This is a genomic window from Streptomyces sp. NPDC089424 (genome assembly GCF_044749345.1).
Classification (GTDB): domain Bacteria; phylum Actinomycetota; class Actinomycetes; order Streptomycetales; family Streptomycetaceae; genus Streptomyces.
In genome coordinates this window covers 508,267-524,712 of sequence record NZ_JBIVHU010000002.1, presented here as the reverse complement: position 1 = coordinate 524,712, position 16,446 = coordinate 508,267, and the positions used below count along the sequence as shown (strand labels likewise).

Sequence of the window (16,446 nt, the reverse complement as noted above, 5' to 3'; positions counted from 1 at the left end):
CCCGATGTACCGTGAACTTCGTACAGTGAACTTCATGACCACGGTGGAAGTGATTCAGCTCCTGTTGTCGCCGACCCATCGCTTCATGGGACGCCCCGCCGACGGCCCGGCTCCGGCGCAGGGGGAGGAACTCGTCGACAGGGTCGAAGTACGACGGAATCTGGGGATCGTCGGCGACCGGTACTTCGCTCATCCGGCCCACCGCCGCGCCGCCGTCACTCTCATGGCGGTGGAGAATCTCCCGGTGCACATCAACGCGGCGATCGACCTTCGGCAGACGCGTCGCAACGTCCTCCTGAAAGGGGTGGACATCGACGCGTATGTCGGATCCACGGTCAGCTTGGACAGCGGCCACGGGCCGGTCCTGCTGGCGGTCAACAGCGCGGCCAGGCCCTGTGCCTGGATGGAGACCACCATCGGAGCCGGTGCCCAGCGCGCGCTGAGAGGCAAGGGCGGTGTGCGGTGCACACCGCTTTCCGACGGCGTTCTCACCCTGGGCCCCGCAGCGTTCACGGCCACGGACAGGGACCCGGCGTCTTGAGCAACTCGCCTTCCTTGAGAGGCTGTTGAGGGAGCTGCGGCCGAGCTAGATTGACGCTTCCGGCGCGCAGGAAGGGGAGGGCTTGTGTCGTGGACCGTGCCTGAGCGGATCAAGCTCACGATGGTGCACCTGATGGAACTTGAGCATGAACTCGGGCGGATCCAGACGAAGTCGCGCGAGACCTCGTCCGTGATACGGCGCCCCGAGCGCGGTGAGTCGCGGGCGACGGTGGTGTGCGGGCAGTGCGGACGCGAGGGCGTGTTCGTCATCCAGGATCTGGAGACGACCCGGCGGCTGCGGCGGGGGCCGATGATGCGTTCGTTGACCGCGTCCGCTCTCATCGTGGGGTCGACGGCCGCGCTGTGGATCGTCGGCCTCGCCGGCGACAACCCCAGCGAGGAGCCCCTGTACGTGCTCCTGGCGATCGCCGCGTCCCTGATATTCCTGCCGGTCGGCCTCTACCTGGCGTTCGACCCCACGAGCAAGATCGGAGTCGAGTCTCCGGAGATACTTCACTTCGACGGTGGCACCCGCCGTGAGGGGCTCACCACCATCAGCCTGAGCAGCCGTCGCGGCAAAGGGCTGAGCTGCGCCGGAAAGGCCGCGGCAGCTCGCTGACTTGGGCGCTGTCGACGGAGAGTGGGGGCGTCGCCGACTTCCTGTCGTAGCCGGCCGGGTCTCTCGTCTTCACGTCGCGGCCAAGGGCAGGTCAGAAGGCGCGGCCATGATCGGGCCCGTTGCGCACCCTTGCCAGGAGGTCCTCATGTTCCGCCGCACCCTGCCCGTCCTCGCGACGGTGGTCACGCTCGCCGCCGTCGGATCCGTCGCCCAGGCCTCGGCGAACGAGGAGGGCGCCGCCCACCGGTTCTCCGGACCCCGCGTGCTGGACGTCATGACGTTCAACATCCACCACGCTCAGGGCACCGACGACGTCCTCGACCTCCGGCGCATCGCGGAGGTCGTCCGTGAGAGCGGCGCCGACGTGGTGGGACTCCAGGAGGTCGACAACCACTACTCGGCGCGCAGCGACTGGGCGGACCAGCCCGCCGAGCTCGCGGCGCTGCTCGGCTACCACGTGGTCTTCGGCGCCAACATCGACAACGCCCCGCCGGTGGAGGGCGGCCACCGCGTGCAGTACGGCACCGCGATCCTGTCGCGCTACCCGATCACCGCCTCCGACAACACATGGCTGTACAAGTCCCCCGGTCAGGAGCAGCGGGGCCTGCTGCACGCCACCCTGGACGTCCACGGCAGGAAGGTGGAGTTCTACAACACCCACCTGGCCGCCAGCTCGCAGACCGACCGCCTGGAGCAGACGGCACAGGTCGTGGACCTGATCGGCACGAAGAAGCCCGGAATCCTCGTGGGCGACTTCAACGCCCTCCCCGCCGCCCCGGAGTCGCAGCCCTTGCAGAAGGCGTACACCGACGCGTGGGCCACGTCCTTCCACGGCCGCGGCGACGGTGCGACCTACCCGGCCGAGGCCCCCACCGAGCGGATCGACCTCATCTACACGACCCGCAAGGTGACGCCGCTGCTCACCCGCGTGGTCAAGAACGACCCGACCGCCTCGGACCACCTCCCGCTGCTCAGCAAGGTCCTCGTCACCCCCTGATCCACGGTCGCGGGAGCGCGCGGCTTCGGTCCGTCCGCTACGGGCTCACCATGTCGCCGTCGTCACGGAGCTTCGACGCTCGGCGGGACCGGCGTGCCGCCGACGCGGCCGCGCCGACGGCGACATGGAGCACGGCCGGCACTCCGATGACGAGGTCGAGCCAGTCGTAGCTTGCGCCCTTGATCAGCGAGCTCCACGCTCCGTAGCCCGCGACGGACCCGCCGAGCACGAGCAGCGCGGACGCCGTGGCCCACAGCGTCCGCGACAGCCTGGGTCGGCTGCCCTTGACCAACTCGGCAGCCGCACCGAGTGCGATCAGCGCGGCAAAGGCGTCGTGCGGCTCGAAGTGGCCCGACTCGATCGCATCCACGACGTTGATCAGAATGCCGATCGAACCAACGGCCAGGGCACCCTGGGTCATCCGGCGACTCATGGGGCCCTCGCTCGCAGTCACTCGATGCGGATGAATCAGTCTAGGCCGGGCCCCAGTCGAGCCCGAGGCCGGTCAGTCGCCGGAGCTGGTCGCCGGTGAGCTTGGCGCGTCTGCTCCTCGTGTTGGAGAGCCACACGCCGAGCTTCACCTGGGTTCCGTCCGGCAGGATCTCGATGTGGGAGCGGCTGACGGGGCCCACCGCTCCGGTGCGGGACTTGTACTGCGCCAGGGCGGCGACGCCCCGTTCGAAGGCACTCGGGGCTGCCGCGCGGGCAGGGGCGGGTGCGTCCGGTTCCGGTGACGACGGTGTGACACCGAGCCGCTCCAGGAGCGCGCGCTGTCCGTCCGTGAGGGTCTGCCAGACGCTGTGCCGGCGGTTCTTGTGCAGCCACCGTCCGATGTCCATGCCGTACACGGTGACACCGGGCAGGACCTCGGGCAGGCCCTGCTCGTCGCGCAGGAGCTCGCGGGCGGCCGCGTAGTGGCGTTGCCAGTCGGGCGGCCACGCCGGGTTCCAGTGCTCGTCGATCTCGGCCAGCGCCCGCGCCCACTTCGGCCGTCCGTCGAGGGCGCCGGGGCGGCGCAGGTTGGACAGCCACTGCCCCACGGGCCGGTCCAGCGCCGTCGCCGACCTCGGCGCGCACAGGGTCCCGTGTGCGTCGTAGTACGCCTGGGCGGCTGCCAGGTTCTCCTGGAACCGTTCGTCGGGCAGGGACCAGACCATGCCGAGCTCCTCCAGACGGGCGGCGCGCCGTCCGGTGATCTGCCCGGCCCCGTGGGATCGGCGCTGCTCGGCGATCCACTGCCCGAGCGGGTAGGCCCCCTCCTTGTGCCCGTAGGGGACGCGGGCGTGGCCCTCGCGTTCGGCGTACCGCTTCAGGGCCGACCAGCCGCGCGCCCAGTCCTGCCTCTCGGTGTCGATGACGTTGAACGACACCCACCGGGCGACCATGACCGGGTCGCGAGGTGCGGCGAACCGCAGCAGCAGCCGGGACTCCGCTTCGCCCTCTCCCGGGGCGGAGCCGATGAACACGGAGGGCTGTGCGGCGTCCTTCTGCGGCTCCTGCGGGACGGCGAGCAGTTCGACGGCCTCCTCGTCGTGTGCGCGCAGGCCGGCGAGCACCTTGACCAAGGGCCGGTAGGAGGCGGAGGTGAACATGTCCTCCGGCCGCTCCCCGCGCGGCAGGAAGACGGGGACGATGAGCGAGGCGAGCTTGCCCTGGCCCGGCTTCTGGCGCAGGGCCCGGCCGATGGCCTGCACGATGTCGTGCGGGGCGCCCTTGGGGTCGAGCAGGGCGACGCTGTCGACGGCGCGGATGTCGACGCCCTCACCGAGGATCCGGCAGTTGGCCAGGACGGCGCGCTCGGCGGTGGTGCCGAAGCCTGCGAGGACCTCGCTGCGGCGCTCGGCGGCGTGTTCGCCGTACAGCCAGTCCGCCCAGATCTTCGCCGGGTAGGCCTCGGGCCGGTCGGCGTGCAGCTTCGCGGCGACGCGGCCGAGGCCTTCGGCGTAGGCCTGCGCCTCCATGGTGCGGTGGTGGAAGGTGATGCAGGTGCTCAGGTCGTGCTCGGCCATGGTGCGCAGCAACGCGGCCTGCAGCGCGCCCAGCCGCTGCCCTCGTACCTCCTCGCCGCGCCGTTCCTCACCCATCAGCCGTTCCGGCGTGACGACGGGGTCGGTCAGTTCCATCACGATGATCTGGTAGCGGGCGAGCAGACCGCGCGAGACGGCCGAGGCGAGGGAGAGCTTGTACAGGACGGGGCCGAAGACGGCCTCGTCGTCCATCGAGGCCGCCAACTCCTCGGGCAGCGCGTCGCGGACGCCTTCGGCGACCTGCCAGTGGGGTGCCCGCTCCTGCCAGATCCGGGGCGTGGCCGTCAGGTAGAGCCGGCGCGCGGCCGGGATGATCTGCTGGTCGTGGACGTCGGCCCAGGCCTTGCCCAGGGAACCGCTGGTCCGGTGGGCCTCGTCGACGACCGCGAGGTCGACGGGGGCGAGCCGTTGGCCGTAGGCACCCTCGAAGGCCTCGGCCAGGACCGGCAGCGACGCGTAGGTGGCGTAGAGGGTCACGGGACCCTGTCCGTGCCACAGGGCCAGCTGGACGGGGTTGGTGGTGCATCGGACCTCGAGGTTCCACAGCTCCGGGTCGTCCCGGAGCGAACACACCGCGACCGCGGGCCCCTTGTGGCCTGCCTGGTGCCACGCCTTCACGGTCTGGGCCAGCAGGTCCAGCGTCGGCACCAGCACGAGGACGCGCCCGCGCGGCACGAGTCGCCTGGCGGCAGCGGCGGCCATGAGGGTCTTGCCGGTCCCGCAGGCCGCGTGCACCTGACCGCGCAGACCGTTCACGGGGATCCCGCCGGACGGCACGTCGAGGCCCCGCACGATGGCGGCGACCGCTTCGCGCTGGTGGTCCCGCAGCCGAAGCTCGGACATCGCTGCACTCTCCAGCCTCATGGCGCTCGACGGATCGCTCTCAGGGCTCGCGCGCCGTGTCACATGGCGGGACCGGCGGCCAGGAACCGGTGGAGGGATGCCGTCATGTGCGCCACGAAGGAGTCCCGCGCCTGGTCGGTGACCAGGCCCAGGGACAGGTAGGGGTTGAGGTCCTCCAGCTCGACGAGGAGCAGTTCGCCCTCCCGGGTACGGCAGGCGTCGACCCGCTGGATGCCGTGGTCGAGGGTGTTCCAGTCGATGAAGCGCCGGGCGAAGGCGAGGTCGGCGTCGGTGGCCTCGTAGTGCTCGAGCTCCCAGCGCCGCCGCGGGTCGGGGGCGTGCAGGGCGTACTGGAACGCGTCGTCGACGAAGTAGAAGGACACTTCGTAACGGAAGTCGATGCGCGGCTGGACCAGGATGTCGCCGTGGACGAGACCGCCCAGTTCCTCCCGGGGCAGGAAGGCCAGCCCTATGGAGTCCGCGCCGGCCTTGGGCTTGACCGCGTACTGGTCGGCCTCCGGCAGCAGGTGCAGGTGCTCGGGCCGGTCGACGGTGGGGATGACCGGGTGTCCGGCGGCGGTCAGGTCGAGCAGGTACTGCTTGCCGGCCATGTCGCCCCGGCCGGTCAGGGGGTTGTACACCCGGGTGCCGTGGGCCGTGGCCCGCGCACGGAAGGCGTCGTACTCCTCCTGGTAGTGCAGCACGGGACCGCTGTTGCGAACCACGACCGCGTCGAACGTGTCCATCAGCGCGGCGGCGTCCAGGGGGTGGCACAGTGCGATGTCGAAATCCTCGCGCAGCCGGGAGGTCAGCCAGATGTCCTCGTCGCTGTAGCGCCGTCCCCGGGCCTGGTAGGAGAGGTCGGTCACGAACAGGACCTTGCGGCGGTCGGGCAACGCGGATCTCCTTGGACGGTGCCGGTGTTCACGCGCACGTACGGTGGTCCGGCGTGGCGCGCTGTCAAGGTAGCAGAGTCCCCCAAGTAAGTTAATCCCAAGGGTAAATCGGAGGTATATCGCTGCTAGGGTGAGGGCGGGAGGTAGACGCTCATGGCCACCGAGGAAGAGCTGTTCGCCAACGTGGACGCCCTGCTGGAGGAGGAACCCCGGCTGCCGTCCCCGGCGGAACGGGCCCGGCTGCGCGAGGCGGCCGGCATCACCCAGGCCCGCCTGGCGGCGGCACTGCGCAGCACCACACAGAGCGTCAAGAACTGGGAGAACGGCCGCTCCGAGCCCCGCCCGCCCCGGCTGGAGGCGTACCAGCGGCTGCTGCGCGGCTGGGCGGCGAAGTATCCCGCGCACGGCGCCCCGCCCTCTCCGGGGGTCAACACGCCGCCCCACGCGTCGGGTACGGGGGCGGGCGTGGCCCTCCCCGCGCAGGAGAGCGCCACCCCCGCGGAGGCCCCTGCCGTGCGGACCCCGCCCGGCCCGGACTCCCATCCGGTCGCGCAGGCCTCGCCCCCGCCTGCCCCCCACCCCGTCGCGGAGGCCCCACTCGGGCGTGCCCCCCACCCCGTCGCGGAGGCCCCACCCGCGCCTGCCCCCCACCTCATCGCGGAGGTCCCACCCGCGTCCGCCTCCCGTCCGGCCGCGTCCGCGCGCCGCACGGCCGCGCACGGCGCGGGGAGACCCGCCGTCGACGCGCGGTTCCCGCACGGTCCGCTCGCCGTCCTGGACGGTGACGGCTCCGCCTGGTGCGTCGACGGCATCGTGCTCGACTGCCCGGCGACCACGGTCCCGGAGCTGGTGGAGTGGACGCTGCGCGAGTCCGGCCTCGGTGCCGCGCGGCTCCACCGCTACGGCAAGGACAGCGACCCGCTGATCGTGCTCACCGGCGCGGCAGCCGTGAAGCTCGGACTGCCCGAGCGCCTGGAGGGGCACGAGCAGCGCCGTTCCCTGCGGCTGCCCGCCGACCACCCGGTGGTGAAGCAGGTGGCCAGGGCCAAGTGGCAGCTGACGCAGCGCGGTTTCGGCCCATGGGCCCGGATCTACCGCAAGGCTCAGGGGCGCGAGCGGCAGTGCGTGCAGCTGGCGATCCTGTCCTGGGACGCCCTCGACGAGCGGTCCTGGCCCGGCGTCGCCGCCATGGAACCGGCCGACATCGCCCGCGTCCTCGGCGTCTACGCCCGGCGGGTGATCACCCCCCGCGGCTCCACGGCCGTCTCCGGGATGGAACTGATGACGGCGCTGCGCCCGCCCACCCGCGCCGAGCGGGACGAGGCCACCGGCAACTGGGTGCCCGCTCACCACCCCGGCTCGCTGGGCACGCAGCCCATGGACCCGGCGCCGCCGGAGGCCACCCCGGAGCACCCCGTCGTCGTCGACAGCGGCTGGAGCGGCGGATTCCTCGACGAGGAGGCCTACCAGTGGGTGCGGCCGGTGGACCGGCTCACGGACGAGGAGTGCCTGCTGCCGTACGCGGTCGGCCTGGACCTCAACACGGCGTTCCTCGCCGCCGCGGCCCGCCTGGTCGTCGGCCTGTCCGCGCCGGACCACTTCCACGCCCCGAGGTTCAACCCGAAGATCCCCGGCTCCTGGCTGGTCGACCTCTCGCACATCGAGCTGGACCCCCGCCTGCCCTCGCCGTTCACACCGGACGGCTCCCGCCCGACCGGCCCTGCCTGGTACCAGACGCACACCGTCGCCTACGCCCAGGAGCTCGGTCACAACGTGGCACCGATCGAGGCGTACCTTCGCCGTGAGACCGGCGCCTACCTCGACCCGTGGCACGACCGCCTCAAGAACGCCTACGTCGACACCCTCGCCGACCTCGGCGTCACCCGGGACCTCACGGACGCGGAGTTCCTCGCCGCGATGGAACGCCACAAGCACACCGACGCGGCCCTGTTCGCCGTACTCACCGCGATCAAGGCGACGGTCAAGGGCGGCGTCGGCAAGCTGCGCGAGCGTCCTCAGGGCAGGCACTACAAGCAGGGGGAGCGGTGGCCGGCCCTGGAACGGCCGACGTGGCGCCCCGACATCCGTGCCGCCGTCATCAGCAAGGCCCGGGTCAACATGCACCGCAAGCTCACCAACATGGCCAGGATGACAGGGCTGTTCCCCCTGGCCGTGCTGTCCGACTGCGTCGTCTACCCGAGCCCCGGCGCCGGCCCCCTCGACTTCCTGCCGTACGCGGCCAGCGGGAAGCCCCAGCCCGGTGCCTTCCGTCTCGGGCCCACGCCGGGTCTGGCGAAGCTGGAGGGCGTCCAGCCGATGCTGTGGGCGGTGGACCTGATGGAGAAGGGGCTCAACCCCGCACGCCACATCAAGGGCGGCGACGCCGTCGTGGACGAAGGCGAGTAGACCCGTGTGCACGGACATCGTCGTACTGCCCCTGCAAACCGCGGAGTTGGAGCCGGCACCGGACCGTGCCGACGCGCGCGGCCGGCACTTCACCCCGGACGGCCCGAACCTCACCCCTCAGGAGAGCTGACCGTGGCAGGCGAGATCGAGGACGCGATCGAGCGGGCCGGGCGGGAGTCGTTCACCCGGGAGCCGCCGAAGACATTGAAGGGCAAGATCGGCTACCTGCTCAAGCAGCTGGGCAGCGCCAAGGCCGTCGCCCTGGAGATCGGGGTCACCGCCGACTCCGTCAATCGCTACCGGCGCGGCGCCCGCAAGCACGCGCGCGCCGACGTCGCCGCGAGGATCGACGACGCGGTCCGGCGCCGCTGGCAGCCCGGCGTCCGCAGGCGGCGGCAGCGCCAGGCCGCGCGTACGGGCGGCATCACGGTGGAGACGCGGGCCCGCTTCGGCTACACCGCACCGGTCGGCACCACCGACGACGGCCGTTTCCGCCGCCTCACCGTGCACCTTCCCCCGGAGCACGCGCGCCGCCTGTTCGACGCCCGTGAGGCCGGCGCCGACGACCAGCAGATGCGGCAGATCATCGCCGACGGATTCAAGGACGTGTATTTCCAGGACGGCGGCAGCCGGGCCCTCGGCCTCTCCGACGTCGCCATCAACGACATCGACTACCTGGATCTCGACTTCTGACGCACCCCTCCTGAGGCCGGATGCGGCAGCGCCTGTCACACGCCCGCGCCCCGCCTTGTCTCCCTGGTGAGACAACCAACAGAGGGAATCATGCGTGAGATTCTGATCGTCGGTGGGGGCTACGCGGGCTTCTACACGGCCTGGGGCCTTGAGAAACTGCTGCACAAGGGCGAAGCGCGGGTGACGATCGTGGACCCCCGCCCCTACATGACCTACCAGCCGTTCCTGCCGGAGGTGACGGCGGGATCGGTGGAGGCCCGCCACGCCGCGGTGTCGTTGCGGCGACACCTGTCGGGCACCCGGATCATCGCGGGCAGCGTCACCCGGATCCGCCACGCGGAGCGAACGGTAGTCGTCCGGCCGGCGAGCGGACCCGAGTACAGCCTCGGATACGACACCCTGGTGGTCACCGCGGGCGCGGTCACCCGCACCTTCCCGATACCGGGACTCGCCCAGCAGGCGATCGGCCTGAAACACGTGGAAGAGGCGGTGGCCGTCCGTGACCAGTTGCTGACCGCCTTCGACCGGGCAGCGTCGCTGCCGCCCGGAGCGGAGCGCCGGAAACTGCTCACCGTGACGTTCGTCGGCGGCGGATTCTCCGGTGTCGAAGGCTTCGGAGAGCTGCTGTCCCTCGCGACCGCCATGCTCAAGTCCTATCCGGAACTGAGCTTCGACGAACTGTCCTTTCACCTCGTCGAGGCCCGTGACCGTATTCTGCCCGAGGTGACGGGCGGGCCCGGCGCCTGGGTGGTCAGCTCCCTGGAACGGCGAGGCGCCCACGTGCACCTCAACACGCAGCTGCTGTCGGCCGTGGACGGACACGTCGTGCTCTCCAGCGGCGAGGAGTTCGACTCCGCACTGATCGTCTGGACCGCGGGCAACGCCTCGAACCCGGTCGTGCTCAACCGCACCGACCTGCCCGTCGACCAGCGCGGCCTGCTCGTGGTCCGCCCGGATCTGCGCGTCGGCACCGACAACGACCCGGTCCCCGACGTCTGGGCGGCGGGCGACGACGCCGCCGTCCCGGACCTGGCGTCGCCCGTTCCGGGCGCCCACACGGTGCCGAACGCCCAGCACGCCGTACGACAGGGCAAGCTGCTCGCGAAGAACATCGCGGCGACCCTGCACGGAGGCAAGGTCCGTCAGTACCGCCACCGGAGCCTGGGGGTCGTGGCGACGCTCGGCCTCGGTCGGGGGATCTTCCAGTACAGGAGCATCGTCATCAAGGGCCTTCCCGCGTGGCTGATGCACCGCGGCTACCACGTCCTGGCCGTGCCGACCTGGGAGCGCAAGGTCCGCGTGCTCAGCGTGTGGCTCACGGCCGCCCTGTTCGGCAGGGACCTCGTCTCCCTGGCCTCCGTCCAGCACCCGCGGGACGCCTTCGTCACCGGTGGTGATCCGCAACGCCCCGACGAGGGGCGCAGAGGCGACCAGGTGCCGGCGTGAGTGCCACGGCGGGCCGCTCGCACCCCCTTCCCTGATTGGAGCACATCATGGACCCGCATCAGGAGGCCGTACGCGGCTTGAACGACATCGAGCACTACCTGTACCGGCAGGCCCACATGACCGCCGCGAGGAGACGCGTGGCGGCCTTCCTCGCCTACGTACCCGAGCTCACGGGGGAGCAGAAGGTCCGTATCGAGCGGTGGTACCTCGAAGAGCAGCGCTACATCGCCCGCATGGTCACGGGCCACATCACCGCCGCCCTCGAAACGGCGCAGGAACGACACGACCAGCGCTTCGGACGATGGCTGCGGGGGACCAGGACCTCGATGATCGTGATCACCCTGATCATGGGACTGGTCGTCGCCGTGGTCCTCGGTTCGACGCGCTGACCCCCGCGTTCCCCCTCCCTCGCCCCGTGGATCCGCGGCTTTCCTGACCTCTGTCCGTGCTGCCGAAGCCGGTGCATGTCACAAACAAGCGGGCTGTCTGGTCATAAAGGTGACGGGAACGGCACATCGGGCCCCCTGCGGCGTCGGTGCGCGGTGCCTCCACTGGTGAGAGTTGAGTGGTGACATATGGGAAACGCGAGCACGGAGACCGGTGCGCGGACGGGTGGGGCGGGGAACAAGGTCTCCCGGTGGTTCGAGCTCCGCTTCGGGACCGGCGAACTGAAGAAGACGTTGATGCGCAGGGTCTTCCCGGACCACTGGTCCCTGCTGCTGGCGCAGATCTGTCTCTACAGCTTCGTGATCCTCGTCGTGACCGGCATCTACCTGACCTTCTACTTCCACCCCTCCTCGGCGCCCGTGGTGTACGACGGCAGTTACGCGCCGCTGCGCGGGCAGATCGTGTCGGAGGCCTTCAACTCGACGATGCACATCTCCTTCGACGTCCGCGGTGGTCTTCTGATCAGGCAGGCCCATCACTGGGCGGCGCTCATCTTTCTCGCCGCCATGCTCACGCACGTGATGCGGATCTTCTTCACGGGCGCCTACCGGATGCCACGTGAGGTCAGTTGGGTCATCGCCCTGCTTCTGCTGGTCCTCGGGATGTTCGGCGGACTCACGGGATACGACCTGCCGGACGATCTGCTGTCCGGAACCGGACTGGCGGTCGTGAACGGAACGCTCCTGTCGATACCCGTGGTCGGCACCTACCTGTCGATGTTCCTGTTCGGCGGAAGCTTCCCCGGCGACGACGTGATAGGGCGCTTCCACACGATCCACGTCCTTCTCATACCCGCGGTGATGGTCGTCCTGATCGCCGTACAGATAGCCCTGTCCCTGCGGCAGGGCAGCGCGCAGTACCCCGGACCCGGCCGGACCGAGCGGAAGGTCGTCGGTCTGCCCCTTCGCGTGTACGCCGCCAAATCGGCGGGCTACTTCTTCCTGGTCACCTCGATGATCTTCACCATCGCGGCGATCGCCCAGATCAACCCCATCTGGCAGTACGGCCCTTACCGTGCGGACCAGGTCTCGGCGGGGTCGCAGCCCGACTGGTACATGGGCGTCGCCGACGGTCTGCTGCGCGTCATGCCCGGCTGGGAGATCGACGCATGGGGCCACACGCTGGCCCTCGACAACCTGATCCCCCTGCTGGCAAGTGCCGGACTCTTCCTGGCACTTGGCGTCTACCCCTTCATCGAGTCCTGGGCGACGGGAGACGACCGCGAACACCATCTCCTCGACAGGCCGCGCAACAGGCCGGTGCGTACCGGCTTCGGCGCGGCTTGGCTGACCGCGTACGGGGTGGCCCTGCTGGGCGCCGCCAACGACGTGATCGCCCTTCAACTGAACGTGTCGGTGAACGCGGTGACATGGGCCGTCCGCATAGGCCTCCTGGTGGCTCCGCCGCTCGCCTACGTGGTGGCGAAGCGGTGGGCTCTCGGTCTCCAGCGTCGGGACCGTGACATGGTGCTGCACGGCCGGGAGACCGGCAGGATCCGCCGGCTGCCGCACGGGGAGTACGTCGAGGTGCACCAACCGCTCGGTCGGGCGGAACTGTACACCCTCACGGCACATGAACAGTACGCACCGCTGACGGCCCGCACCGCCGGGGACGGCCCCGGCGCGGCCCGCAGGCAGCCCGTGTCCGCGCGGCTGCGGGCCCGGCTCAGCCGAGCCCTCTACGGTCCGGGTACGCAGATCCCCAAGCCGACGCCGGACGAGTACCGGCAGATCACCGCCCGTCACCGATCCTGACATCCGCGCCAAGGGCGATGGACGACGGCACCATCGGTTCGCTCCGGGCCGACCGCGGGCCGGCGCGTCAGAGTCGCTGCTGCTTGATGATGTCCTCCAGCGACCCCGTCGGCAGCTGACCGTTGGGGGAGAGCTTGTCGACGGTCGGGGGAAGCACCTGCGCGATCTCGTCGGCGGCCCGCTCCGGAGAGACCCCCGCTCGCGCGGCGACGTGGTGCAGCGTCTCGTCGGGCAGGGCCTTGGCGACCTGAGAGCCGGTGACGGTCTGGTTGCCGCCCGTGCCGACCCAGGACTGAGCCTGGTCCGCCAGGCCGCTCCTCGCCAGCATCTCCAGCAGGCCGGCCAGCGGATTGTCACTGCTCCCGGCCGCCTTCGCGCCCCCGGCGCCGCCGCCGCTCGTCAGCGCCCCCAGCAGCGCGCCGAGGATGTTCCCACCTTTGCCGCTGCCTCCCTGGCCGCCGCCCAGCAGACCGCCGATCAGAGAGCCAAGATCGTTGCTCGTCATGAAGCGCTCCTTCCGTGGGGGAGGAGGAGAAACCTCCACGTCTCTTCACGATCAGCGCAGCCCGCGCGGGTCGCAAACGGACCTCCCGGGACACGGACGCGGAGCGCTCCCCGCCAGGGTCCGCCCGCTCAGTGGCTGCTCGTCTGGACACCGCTGGCGCGGGTCAATGTGGAGGGTGGGTTCGAGGGGATCCACCGGGACCTCGGCGTGCTCTACATCGACTTGCCACTCGTCGCGGCGGGCGGCGCCGCGGTGCCGTTCGCCGCATGGATGCTCACCCTGCGTTCGTTCCGTCGTCCGTGGCTCGCCGCCCTGGTCACCGTCGGAGCGACTGCCCTGGGGCTCTGGGGACCAACTGGTGGGCCCCCTACCAAGCACCTGAGTACGGAACGCCGACGATGCCCTTGATCTCTTCCTTCACGCCCCCACGGACGCACCACCACCACGCCCAGTTCCCGAGCCGGGGCCCTGCGCCGCGCCGAGGCGGTCGCTCCTATGCGGCCAGCGTCTCGTCGTCCTGCGTGGTCGTCTGGTCGGCGCGGTACTGCCGTAGGAGGGCGTCCGCCGCGAGCACCGCCTGCTCGACGGTGCGCACGCCGGTCATCACGCAGAGCGTGTACGAGGCGTCCTCCAGAGCGCGGCTCGTGGGACCGGTGGGGAGGACGTCGTGTCGGATGCGCGCCCGAGCGAGTCGAGCCAGCGCTGCACGCAGTTCCTTCTCGGCAGGAAGGATCACGGCGAGTCCTCTCTCAGTTCCCAAGGTGGAGCTCGCGAGCGGGACGGCACTCGCGTGAGGAACCGGCTGGAAGCGGGACCTCACGCGGCTGCGCGACTCCGAGCAGTTCGCAAGTGCCCCGTGGTGAGTGGTCTATGCATGTGGATCCGTGAGCAGGGAGTCGGTGACGGTGGCCAGTCGGCGCCGGTAGCCGACGTCGTAGGCTTCGGCCGCCGCCGTACTCTCCTGACGGCCGTCGAAGTACCGCCCGGTCACCCCGGCCAGGTCGGGGTCGTCGACCAGACGCCGGGTCGCGGCCACCCCTTGCTCCAGTGAGTCGACGAAGTCCATGCCGGTGTGCCGGGACATGGTGGTCGGCATGAACGTCGCGGGATGCAGGCTGTTGACGGTGATGCCGCTGCCGGACAGTTCCTGGGCGAGGTCCAGACTGTGGCAGATCAGGGCCAGCTTGGAACGGCAGTAGGCGGCCACGTCGGTGTAGTCGTGGGTGAGTTGGGGATCGTCGAGGTCCACCGGCTGCTGACCCGTGGAGGCGATGTTGACGATGCGGGAGGGCGCCGCCCGGCGCAGCAGCGGCAGCAGCGCCCGGGTCAGGACGACCGGCGCCAGGTAGTTGACGGCCAGGCGCATCTCGTGGCCGTCCTCGGAGGTCTGCCGCCGGGTGCCCTCGGCGTGGAAGCCGACGCCCGCGTTGTTGACGAGCACGTCGAGCCGGCCGTGCGCCGCGGCGATCTCGTCGGCCAGACGGCGGACTTCGGCCAGCGAGGAGAAGTCGGCCTGGTAGGGCCGGCCGCCGGTGCTCGCGGCGACCTCCGCGAGCCGGGCGGCGTCGCGGCCGTGCAGCAGCAGGGTGTGCCGGCCGTCGGCGGCCAGGTCCTCCGCGAGGGCCCGGCCGAGGCCGTCGGAGGCGCCGGTGATCAGGATGGTTGCCATGTCGTGCACCTTTCGGTGTGGGCGGTGTGGGCGGTGTGGGCGGTCACCATGTGCCGCCGGAATGTGGGGAGGTGGGTCGAGCCGGGGTGACGTCGACGAGGGCCGTTCCGGGCTCGGTGCGGTCATGGATCTCGCGGCGTCGCACGCCGCCGGTCCGCGGGGGCCGGGGCCATGCCCGGACCGGCGAGCACGGCGATCAGCAGGAGCGCGGCGCCGGCGAGCGCGAAGCAGGCGGTGAAGCGGGACTCGGCGGGCGGACGACCCTGCTCGCCCGCCGCGACGAGCACGGCCACCAAGGCACCCGCCACCGCGCTGCCCACCGAACGGGCCACGGAGTTCACACCGTTGGCGACCGCCGTGTGCGCGGGCGGCACCAGTGCCATCAGAGCGGCCGGAAGTGCGGCGAAGCCGAACGCGATCGCGACGCCCACGAGCACGCCGGAGACTTGGACGGCCGCGCTGCTGCCGTGGCAGCCCGCGAGGAGCGCGAAGCCCAGGGCACCGGTGACGGAGCCGATGGCGAGGGTGGGTCGCGGTCCGCCACGACGCATCAAGGGGCCCGCCACCTGCGCGGCCGCCAGGGAAGCCAGCGAGGAGGGCAGCAGGTACCGCACCGAGGCATCGAGGACGGAGGCGCCGAAGCCGTAGCCGGCCGACGGCGGCACCTGAACCAGCGCCGAGACCAGGATGAACTGCGAGAACATCGCGAATCCCAGCAGCAGCCCCGCGAGGTGGGCGAGCAGGACCGGCCTGTGGACCAGCACGTCCATGTCGATCAACGGGTGCGGTACGGAGCGCTCCCCTCGCGCCCAGATCGTCGCGGCCACCCCGCACGCGGCCAGGCACCCGAGTGTCCAGCCGGAGGTCCAGCCCCACACACCACCGCGCGACAGCGGGAGCAGCAGCAGGAGGAGCGTGAGGGTCAGTCCCGCGGCGCCTCGCCAGTCCGTTCCCGCGCCGCTCGCCGACCGGGACGGGGGAACGTACGCCACGATCGCCACCAGGCTCAGTACGGACACGGCCGTCGCCAGCCGGAAGACGCCGTGGAAGTCAGGCGTGTCCCCCCGGGTGAGCAGGGCCGCGCCGACCAGTGCCGAGCCGGTGCCGAGCGCGAGGCCGCCACTGAGCGTGCCCATGGCCGCGGGGAGGCGCTGGGCGGGCAGTTCCGCGCGCAGCACCGCCTGGGCGAGCGGGAATACCGCGGTCGAGACCCCTTGCAGGAACCGTCCCACGATCAGCAGGGGCAGGTCCTCGGCGAGGGCGGCCAGCAGGGATCCCGCGGCGGTGACCGCCATGACGCCGATGAGGACCGGCCGCCTGCCGTACCGGTCTCCCATCCTGCTGAGCAGGGGCGTGCACACGGCGGCCGACAGCAGGGTCGCCGTGGTCAGCCAGCTCGCGTCGGCGGCCGGTGCGCGCAGATCCCGCTGGATGGTGCCGAGTACCGGTACCACCAGGGTCTGCATCATCGACACGACCACGGCGCCGAGGCCCAACGCCAGGACGAGGCCCCGCCCTTCGACGCGGCGCACGGTGAGGGGAGGAGGGGTGGAGGGGGTCTGTCTGCACGGCGTGGTCATGAGGACGCACTTCTGAGGGTCCGG

General features: G+C 71.0%; 16 protein-coding genes. 9 read left to right on the top strand and 7 right to left on the bottom strand.

Features of this window, described 5'->3' with window-relative positions; genetic code table 11:
* Positions 1 to 34: 34 nt before the first annotated feature.
* The 3 genes from ACIP2X_RS10035 (at position 35) to ACIP2X_RS10025 (ending at position 2,156) form a co-directional block, all read left to right on the top strand.
* Positions 35 to 541, top strand: a complete 507-nt coding sequence (locus ACIP2X_RS10035) for a molybdenum cofactor biosysynthesis protein (RefSeq protein WP_401669944.1) — start codon at positions 35 to 37, stop codon at positions 539 to 541.
* Between the two features lie 132 nt (positions 542 to 673).
* The gene (locus tag ACIP2X_RS10030; RefSeq protein WP_401669941.1) at positions 674 to 1,159 is read left to right on the top strand and encodes a hypothetical protein; all 486 of its coding nucleotides are present in this window, start codon (positions 674 to 676) and stop codon (positions 1,157 to 1,159) included.
* Positions 1,160 to 1,304: 145 nt separating this feature from the next.
* Positions 1,305 to 2,156 carry an endonuclease/exonuclease/phosphatase family protein gene (locus ACIP2X_RS10025; RefSeq protein ID WP_401669939.1) on the top strand — a complete coding sequence of 284 codons (852 nt, stop codon included), beginning with the start codon at positions 1,305 to 1,307 and terminating at the stop codon, positions 2,154 to 2,156.
* 37 nt (positions 2,157 to 2,193) lie between these two features.
* Here ACIP2X_RS10025 and ACIP2X_RS10020 read toward each other — a convergent pair whose 3' ends face one another.
* The 3 genes from ACIP2X_RS10020 to ACIP2X_RS10010 are packed head-to-tail and all read right to left on the bottom strand — an operon-like array spanning position 2,194 to position 5,922.
* Positions 2,194 to 2,577: a hypothetical protein gene (locus ACIP2X_RS10020; RefSeq protein ID WP_401669937.1), complete on the bottom strand. Its 384-nt coding sequence runs from the start codon at positions 2,575 to 2,577 to the stop codon at positions 2,194 to 2,196.
* A 52-nt stretch (positions 2,578 to 2,629) separates the two neighbouring features.
* Positions 2,630 to 5,026, bottom strand: a complete 2,397-nt coding sequence (locus ACIP2X_RS10015; protein ID WP_401669935.1) for a Helicase associated domain protein — start codon at positions 5,024 to 5,026, stop codon at positions 2,630 to 2,632.
* Between the two features lie 59 nt (positions 5,027 to 5,085).
* Complete coding sequence (locus ACIP2X_RS10010; RefSeq protein WP_401669932.1) at positions 5,086 to 5,922, bottom strand: hypothetical protein; 837 nt, start codon at positions 5,920 to 5,922, stop codon at positions 5,086 to 5,088.
* Positions 5,923 to 6,075: 153 nt separating this feature from the next.
* Between ACIP2X_RS10010 and tap the strand changes: the two genes are divergently transcribed.
* The 6 genes from tap to ACIP2X_RS09980 all read left to right on the top strand — a co-directional run bounded on the left by tap (position 6,076) and on the right by ACIP2X_RS09980 (position 12,668).
* Complete coding sequence (gene tap / locus ACIP2X_RS10005) at positions 6,076 to 8,328, top strand: telomere-associated protein Tap (protein ID WP_401669930.1); 2,253 nt, start codon at positions 6,076 to 6,078, stop codon at positions 8,326 to 8,328.
* 4 nt (positions 8,329 to 8,332) lie between these two features.
* On the top strand, positions 8,333 to 8,458 hold the full coding sequence (locus ACIP2X_RS10000; protein ID WP_401669927.1) for a hypothetical protein: 126 nt from the start codon (positions 8,333 to 8,335) through the stop codon (positions 8,456 to 8,458).
* Positions 8,459 to 8,460: 2 nt separating this feature from the next.
* Positions 8,461 to 9,021 (top strand): telomere-protecting terminal protein Tpg, encoded by a 561-nt coding sequence (gene tpg, locus ACIP2X_RS09995; RefSeq protein WP_401669925.1) that lies wholly within the window; start codon positions 8,461 to 8,463, stop codon positions 9,019 to 9,021.
* A 90-nt stretch (positions 9,022 to 9,111) separates the two neighbouring features.
* A complete protein-coding gene (locus ACIP2X_RS09990; protein ID WP_401669923.1) occupies positions 9,112 to 10,467 on the top strand; it encodes an NAD(P)/FAD-dependent oxidoreductase in 1,356 nt (451 codons plus the stop codon).
* A 47-nt stretch (positions 10,468 to 10,514) separates the two neighbouring features.
* Positions 10,515 to 10,856, top strand: a complete 342-nt coding sequence (locus tag ACIP2X_RS09985; protein ID WP_401669921.1) for a hypothetical protein — start codon at positions 10,515 to 10,517, stop codon at positions 10,854 to 10,856.
* Positions 10,857 to 11,042: 186 nt separating this feature from the next.
* Positions 11,043 to 12,668, top strand: a complete 1,626-nt coding sequence (locus ACIP2X_RS09980; RefSeq protein WP_401669919.1) for a cytochrome bc complex cytochrome b subunit — start codon at positions 11,043 to 11,045, stop codon at positions 12,666 to 12,668.
* A gap of 67 nt (positions 12,669 to 12,735) precedes the next feature.
* On the opposite strand, the gene ACIP2X_RS09975 is transcribed toward ACIP2X_RS09980, so the two are convergent.
* The 4 genes from ACIP2X_RS09975 to ACIP2X_RS09960 form a co-directional block, all read right to left on the bottom strand.
* Entirely contained in the window at positions 12,736 to 13,173 is a 438-nt protein-coding gene (locus ACIP2X_RS09975) for a YidB family protein (protein ID WP_401669916.1), read from the bottom strand.
* Between the two features lie 493 nt (positions 13,174 to 13,666).
* Positions 13,667 to 13,909 carry a DUF5133 domain-containing protein gene (locus tag ACIP2X_RS09970; RefSeq protein ID WP_401669914.1) on the bottom strand — a complete coding sequence of 81 codons (243 nt, stop codon included), beginning with the start codon at positions 13,907 to 13,909 and terminating at the stop codon, positions 13,667 to 13,669.
* 132 nt (positions 13,910 to 14,041) lie between these two features.
* Positions 14,042 to 14,842 carry an SDR family NAD(P)-dependent oxidoreductase gene (locus ACIP2X_RS09965; protein ID WP_401669912.1) on the bottom strand — a complete coding sequence of 267 codons (801 nt, stop codon included), beginning with the start codon at positions 14,840 to 14,842 and terminating at the stop codon, positions 14,042 to 14,044.
* A gap of 122 nt (positions 14,843 to 14,964) precedes the next feature.
* A complete protein-coding gene (locus ACIP2X_RS09960; protein ID WP_401669909.1) occupies positions 14,965 to 16,422 on the bottom strand; it encodes an MFS transporter in 1,458 nt (485 codons plus the stop codon).
* Positions 16,423 to 16,446 lie beyond the last annotated feature (24 nt).

Bases quoted from the DNA above. Each gene is read 5' to 3' on its own strand.
- ACIP2X_RS10035 (WP_401669944.1), top strand. From the start codon at position 35: ATGACCACGGTGGAAGTGATTCAGCTCCTGTTGTCGCCGACCCATCGC.
- ACIP2X_RS10030 (WP_401669941.1), top strand. From the start codon at position 674: ATGGAACTTGAGCATGAACTCGGGCGGATCCAGACGAAGTCGCGCGAG.
- ACIP2X_RS10025 (WP_401669939.1), top strand. From the start codon at position 1,305: ATGTTCCGCCGCACCCTGCCCGTCCTCGCGACGGTGGTCACGCTCGCC.
- ACIP2X_RS10020 (WP_401669937.1), bottom strand. From the start codon at position 2,577: ATGACCCAGGGTGCCCTGGCCGTTGGTTCGATCGGCATTCTGATCAAC.
- ACIP2X_RS10015 (WP_401669935.1), bottom strand. From the start codon at position 5,026: ATGTCCGAGCTTCGGCTGCGGGACCACCAGCGCGAAGCGGTCGCCGCC.
- tap (WP_401669930.1), top strand. From the start codon at position 6,076: ATGGCCACCGAGGAAGAGCTGTTCGCCAACGTGGACGCCCTGCTGGAG.
- ACIP2X_RS09990 (WP_401669923.1), top strand. From the start codon at position 9,112: ATGCGTGAGATTCTGATCGTCGGTGGGGGCTACGCGGGCTTCTACACG.
- ACIP2X_RS09985 (WP_401669921.1), top strand. From the start codon at position 10,515: ATGGACCCGCATCAGGAGGCCGTACGCGGCTTGAACGACATCGAGCAC.
- ACIP2X_RS09980 (WP_401669919.1), top strand. From the start codon at position 11,043: ATGGGAAACGCGAGCACGGAGACCGGTGCGCGGACGGGTGGGGCGGGG.
- ACIP2X_RS09975 (WP_401669916.1), bottom strand. From the start codon at position 13,173: ATGACGAGCAACGATCTTGGCTCTCTGATCGGCGGTCTGCTGGGCGGC.
- ACIP2X_RS09965 (WP_401669912.1), bottom strand. From the start codon at position 14,842: ATGGCAACCATCCTGATCACCGGCGCCTCCGACGGCCTCGGCCGGGCC.
- ACIP2X_RS09960 (WP_401669909.1), bottom strand. From the start codon at position 16,422: ATGACCACGCCGTGCAGACAGACCCCCTCCACCCCTCCTCCCCTCACC.